This window comes from Brachyspira pulli (assembly GCF_036997785.1).
GTDB lineage: Bacteria > Spirochaetota > Brachyspiria > Brachyspirales > Brachyspiraceae > Brachyspira > Brachyspira pulli.
In genome coordinates this window covers 102,222-107,974 of record NZ_JAWLQI010000001.1, presented here as the reverse complement: position 1 = coordinate 107,974, position 5,753 = coordinate 102,222, and the positions used below count along the sequence as shown (strand labels likewise).

The window sequence follows — 5,753 nt, the reverse complement described above, 5'->3', positions numbered from 1 at the left end:
AGAAAAAACTCCGCAAATATAGTATATTAACATAATTCTATATTATGTTAATGTATATGTCAATAGTATTTGCATGTTTTAATTTCTATGCATAGTAAAATTCAGTCAAAAATAAAGCTTTTTTATAAATTATTTCACTATTTTCATAGCTAAATATATACAAATACAAATTTTTTTACTATAATTAAAAGGCAATTTAAAAATAAATAATTCTATAAACTTAGAATTTTAACAGCAAAAATAAAGATCATCATAACATTTACTCATTATTAAATACTATACAAATTAACATATATTTATTTTCACATAATAATACAAACAACACATAAACAACTATAATGTATCAATCATTAGAAAGCATATTAAATATAATTACATTATATATTTATACAAATAATATATTAATATCATAGTATAAATAAACATACAAATATTAAATTAAAATATCATTTGAAATGTATGCCAAATATGATAAAATAAACTAAATAAAAATATACAGTAAAAAAATATATGAATCAATTATTTATATTAATAAAGCCAGCATCTTCATTATGTAATATACATTGTAAATATTGTTTTTATGAGGACATAGCCAATATAAGAGAAACTAAAAATTATGGTTTTATGTCTGAAAGCACTATGAAAAATATAATAGACAATGCCTTCAGTATAATAAAACAAGGAAGCATACATTTTGCATTTCAAGGCGGTGAACCAACATTGATAGGGATAGAGTACTTTTATTCCTTTATAGAATACGTAAATAAAAATAAAAATCAGTATATAAATATATCTTATTCAATACAGACTAATGGATTTTTTATAAATGAAGAATGGGTACAATTATTCCTTAATAACAATTTTTTAGTAGGGCTTTCATTTGACATATTAGAGTCTATACACAATAAGTACAGGGTACAAAAAGATAATGGAACTTATAATATAGTACTTAATACAAAAAACTTATTTGATAAATATAATGTTCAATATAATATACTTACTGTATTAACAAATGAATTATCAAATTACCCAAATGAAATATATAATGAGATAAAAAGAAACAATATAAAATATATACAGTTTATACCATGTTTGGCTGGATTAGAAAATAATGAAAATAAAGAGCTTAGTATAAGTCCTAAAGGATTTGCTTATTTTTATAATAATATATTTCCTAGATGGAAAGATGATATCATAAAAGGAGATTATATTAGCATATCTTTTTTTGATAATATATCAGAGTTACTAGCAGGATACATTCCAACGACATGCGGGATAAATGGTATATGCCATAATCATATAGTTATAGAAAGCAATGGAAATGTATATCCTTGCGACTTTTACTGTATAGATAAATACCTGTGCGGAAATATTAATAATGACAGCATAGTTGACATAATCAAAGATCAAAATAAAATAAATTTCACAAACGATTTAAAAGAAACAAAGGACAAATGTCAACAATGCCAATTTTATAATATATGTCATGGGGGCTGCAAGAGAATGTACAGTAACATATATGTAGATAATGATAATTTCTGCGGAATAGAAGATTTTTTATCTAAGAACTTAGATTCATTAATAGAAATTCTAAAGCTTAAAAATATACTATAAAAAATTAATAAATATGTTATTATAAACAGAATACTTAAAGGGCTAAAAATCATATATTTAATAGTTATTAATAAATAGGCAATATAACAAAGACCCAGAAAAACAATAAATTTATATTCCGATAATGTATATTATGTTAACTTATGCATGTTATTTTTTTATATAATATGGATATCACTAGTATAATGGTAAGTTTAGCTAATATAGATATTACTAAAGATATAAAATATGGTTCTAAAATATTATAAAGCTAATATTGTGAGTGTTCGGAAAAAAATATTATACGAACAATTTTTATTAACAATAATAAAAAATACAGCTTTGAAATACTATAAAGTTAAATTATAAAAATTGTGAGCGTCTGGCAAGTTTACTTGACAGACTCATTATGCGAACAATTTTTATTAACAATAAATTGAAGTTTTTTGTATTATATAGTATAATGGCTCACTATAAATAAAAATTCAATTTGTACGGAAATAACTAATGAAAAAAATAATACTTTTAATATTAAGTTTAACTATAATAATCATATCATGCAAAAATGACGGCGGTTCTATATACGCTATGGAACAAAGATATAAAAACTTCCTAAATATATTACCAAATGATGTTAAGAACGATTATACATTAAATTCTGATAAGTATGGTAATATGTATAAAGAATGGATTAACGAGTTCAATACTTGGACTGATGAAATACTTAAAACTGAAGCACAAAGAGAACAAGAAATATCAGCTAGAATAACACCTGATAAAATTGAGTATGCTCTTGAAACTTTAACAAGCAAAGACTATGAGAGAAATCTACCTGTAGAACTTATGACTAAGGTAAAAGCTCATACAGATACATTATCATTAAAAATTGAAGAATTACAGAAAGATGAAGCTTTTTCTAATTCTATGGTTAAATTAAAAAAAGATGAGGCTGTAGAGAACTTCACAACAGAAGAAACAATATTCTACTATGTTTGGAACTATTTAATAACAATAGAAAGACCAAGACGTTTCCAATAATAATATACTTAATTGTAAGCTTAAAAATATTCATATATAATATTTTTAAGTTTATTATTCAGTATATTAAATTATCTATATTGAGCATATTTTAATATAAAAACTACAAAATATCTTTTATCAACTTCTTTGCAATTTAAAAAACTGATAATACATATATAAAAATATAAGAAATTGACAAACAAAATAATATTTCACTATAAAAATATACAATAAAAACATTTACATATATTTTTACAACTATTAAAAAATATTATTCCAAAACAGTTTCTACAACAACATTATATTCATTTGAACTATAACTTTCTTCTAATATATAAGCTTCATTAGTTAAACGAACAGCTTCATTAACTTCTATATTATTATTTCTTAATACTCTAAATAATGATTCATAAGCTCTTTTTAATGCATTTCTTGTAAGCATCTGTCTTGTATATGCATTTAATTTAGCATTTTCTGATATTTCTATTGAGGCATTAGCTCTGAAAAATTTCTCCCCTACACTACCCTCTTTCTTTATTGTATTTAACACCTCTATTGTTCTATCATATATTGTATCATCTTTAACTTTTATTTCTGTGTAAAAATTATCATCTTTTTTATATTCTTTTAATGTTACTATATCTTTATTATCAAAATCTATTAAGTTATTATCTTTTAAGGAAACAGCAACTATATTAAAATCATTTCTATTAATTAATCCGGCAGTTTCTTTTGCTATATTATAGTAAATATCATCTATTGCCTTCATTTTACTTGCTTCAAAGCTAACATCAGTGTATACTTTAGAATACAATCTACCTTTTTGTATGTTATTATTTGAACATGAAATGATAACTAATAATAAGAAAATAATAAAAATATATAGCTTGTTTTTTTCCATAATTTATAATAAATTATCCCCTAATAATATTAACTATTTTAACTTTATTATATATATAATTGTAAAATAAAGATTTGGAGATTTTACATTGAATATTAAAATATTTACTTTATTTATAACATTAATTATATTAGCATCATGTCAGAAAAAGCCTGATAATTTTCTTGAAGATATGGCTTCATTAGATAAATCATATATGGATACCCTATTAATAATAAGAGATAATAATAATCCAAACAGAAAAGAAGCTATAGAAAAATTTATTGTTGTATGGAATGATTTTAAGAAAAAATATTATAGTATTAACACAGAAGACCCTCAATGGAAAACTGATTTTGATACTTTACAGGATATATTAATACGTTCGCATTATTATATATCAAGCGGAGAAGATGAAAGTGCCGGATATTCAATACTGCATGATATAAAATATGTATTATCTGATTTAAGAAAAAGAAATAATGTAAATTGGTTTTTTGATAATTTAAACTCAATATATAAAATAGCATACAGAGTTGGAGAACTTTCAAAAATATATACTGGTTCTAATACAGTACTAACACCTGAAGAAGAAGAAAAATTAGTAGCTGTTTATTATTTATTAGATGAAGCTACAAAAACAACAATAGCAGAATTTGATAAAAGTAATATACATTTACTTCATCTTTCTCAGCAGCAATTAGGAACTTTGAAGCATAATATAGAAACAATAGATGATTTAGTAAAATCTATAGGAAATGATTTATTTTCAAAGAAGTATAATAATCTTTCAAATATATCAGAAAACATATTAAATATATATTTTAACTCTTTACAAATAATAAGGGGATAAAAATGAAAGGTTTTTGTATTTTAAATAAACCTATAGGAATAACTTCTTTTGATGCTATAAAAAAAACAAAACAAGTATTAAGAGAAAAAGAAAATATTATAGAAAAAAGAATAGGACATGTTGGAACACTTGATCCATTTGCTAATGGTGTTTTAATACTTGCTTTTGGAAGATATACAAAATTATTCTTTTTATTCGATGATTTACCAAAAGAATATATTGCAGTTGGTGTTTTTGGAGAAAGCAGAGATACTGACGATATAGAAGGAAATATAATAAAGAAATCAAATAAAAATAATGAATTAACATTTGATGAATTAAAAAATATAATAGAAACAAATTTTAAAGGAAATATAGTACAAAAACCTCCTATATATAGTGCTAAAAAAATTAACGGCAAAAGAGCTTATGATTTAGCAAGAGAAAATAAAAGTTTTGAATTAAAAAGTGTAAATGTATGCATAAATAATATAGAATTATTAGAATATAATTATCCATATTTCAAAATAAAAACTTCTGTAAGCAAAGGCACTTATATAAGGTCTATAATTAGAGATATTGGAGAAATTACAGAGAATCTGGCATATACTAAAGAATTAAGCAGAATATCCATTGGAAATTATAATATAAATATGGCTTCTAATATAGAAGATTTAAATTCAAATAGTATATTATCATTCTTTGATATGTTTAATAATTTTGATAAGAAAGTCATAGAAGATAAAGAAATGATAAAACAAATACTATGCGGCAATACAAAAATGATAGATAATATAGAAATAAAAAATAAATATTTAGCTTTAATAGATAATGATGAAAATTTACTTGCTATTATTGAAAAAGGCAACGGTTATTCTTTTATAGATGTATAATAAAAAACATATACATCTATAAATTTAAGTATTAAAAAAATTTATACACACTACCCTATTGCAACACCATTCTCACATTCTTCATTCGTTGTCAATAAAACTACCTCTCCATTATCCTTAACAGCACCCAAAACAAGGCATTCTGAAAAGAAGTTTGCTATTTGTTTTTTAGGAAAATTTACCACAGCAATAATACGTTTTCCTATCAAATCTTCTTTTTTATATAATTTTGTTATCTGTGCTGATGAAACTTTTGTTCCCAAATGCCCAAAATCTATTTTTAATTTGTATGCTGGTCTTTTAGCTTTAGGAAAATCTTCAGCTTCTATTATAGTGCCTGTTCTAATATCCAATGCTAAAAAATCATCAAAACTAGCTTCTGTTTTTATATTAGTACCCATTATTACAAATCTCCGTATTTTTTTATTATATTCTATTTATAATGTGATAATTGTCAATTAAATTTTTATAGGCATAACTATAAATAGTTTTATAATAATTACATATATAAATAAAATTCTTTAGTTTAGTATTA

At 22.7% G+C, this 5,753-nt stretch carries 6 protein-coding genes; 4 read left to right on the top strand and 2 right to left on the bottom strand.

The annotated features are described in order from the left end of the window. The first annotated feature begins 510 nt into the window (after positions 1-510). Complete coding sequence (locus tag R4K56_RS00400) at positions 511-1,614, top strand: radical SAM/SPASM domain-containing protein (RefSeq protein WP_335771793.1); 1,104 nt, start codon at positions 511-513, stop codon at positions 1,612-1,614. A gap of 486 nt (positions 1,615-2,100) precedes the next feature. Continuing rightward, complete coding sequence (locus R4K56_RS00395; protein ID WP_297295302.1) at positions 2,101-2,631, top strand: hypothetical protein; 531 nt, start codon at positions 2,101-2,103, stop codon at positions 2,629-2,631. Between the two features lie 253 nt (positions 2,632-2,884). Here R4K56_RS00395 and R4K56_RS00390 read toward each other — a convergent pair whose 3' ends face one another. Next, entirely contained in the window at positions 2,885-3,514 is a 630-nt protein-coding gene (locus R4K56_RS00390) for a hypothetical protein (protein WP_335771794.1), read from the bottom strand. A gap of 88 nt (positions 3,515-3,602) precedes the next feature. On the opposite strand from R4K56_RS00390, the gene R4K56_RS00385 reads away from it, so the two are divergent. Next, a complete protein-coding gene (locus R4K56_RS00385; RefSeq protein WP_335759374.1) occupies positions 3,603-4,346 on the top strand; it encodes a hypothetical protein in 744 nt (247 codons plus the stop codon). A 2-nt stretch (positions 4,347-4,348) separates the two neighbouring features. Continuing rightward, on the top strand, positions 4,349-5,218 hold the full coding sequence (gene truB / locus R4K56_RS00380) for a tRNA pseudouridine(55) synthase TruB (protein ID WP_335771795.1): 870 nt from the start codon (positions 4,349-4,351) through the stop codon (positions 5,216-5,218). Between the two features lie 50 nt (positions 5,219-5,268). On the opposite strand, the gene R4K56_RS00375 is transcribed toward truB, so the two are convergent. Continuing rightward, positions 5,269-5,619 carry a tRNA-binding protein gene (locus R4K56_RS00375; protein ID WP_335756301.1) on the bottom strand — a complete coding sequence of 117 codons (351 nt, stop codon included), beginning with the start codon at positions 5,617-5,619 and terminating at the stop codon, positions 5,269-5,271. Between the last annotated feature and the right edge of the window lie 134 nt (positions 5,620-5,753).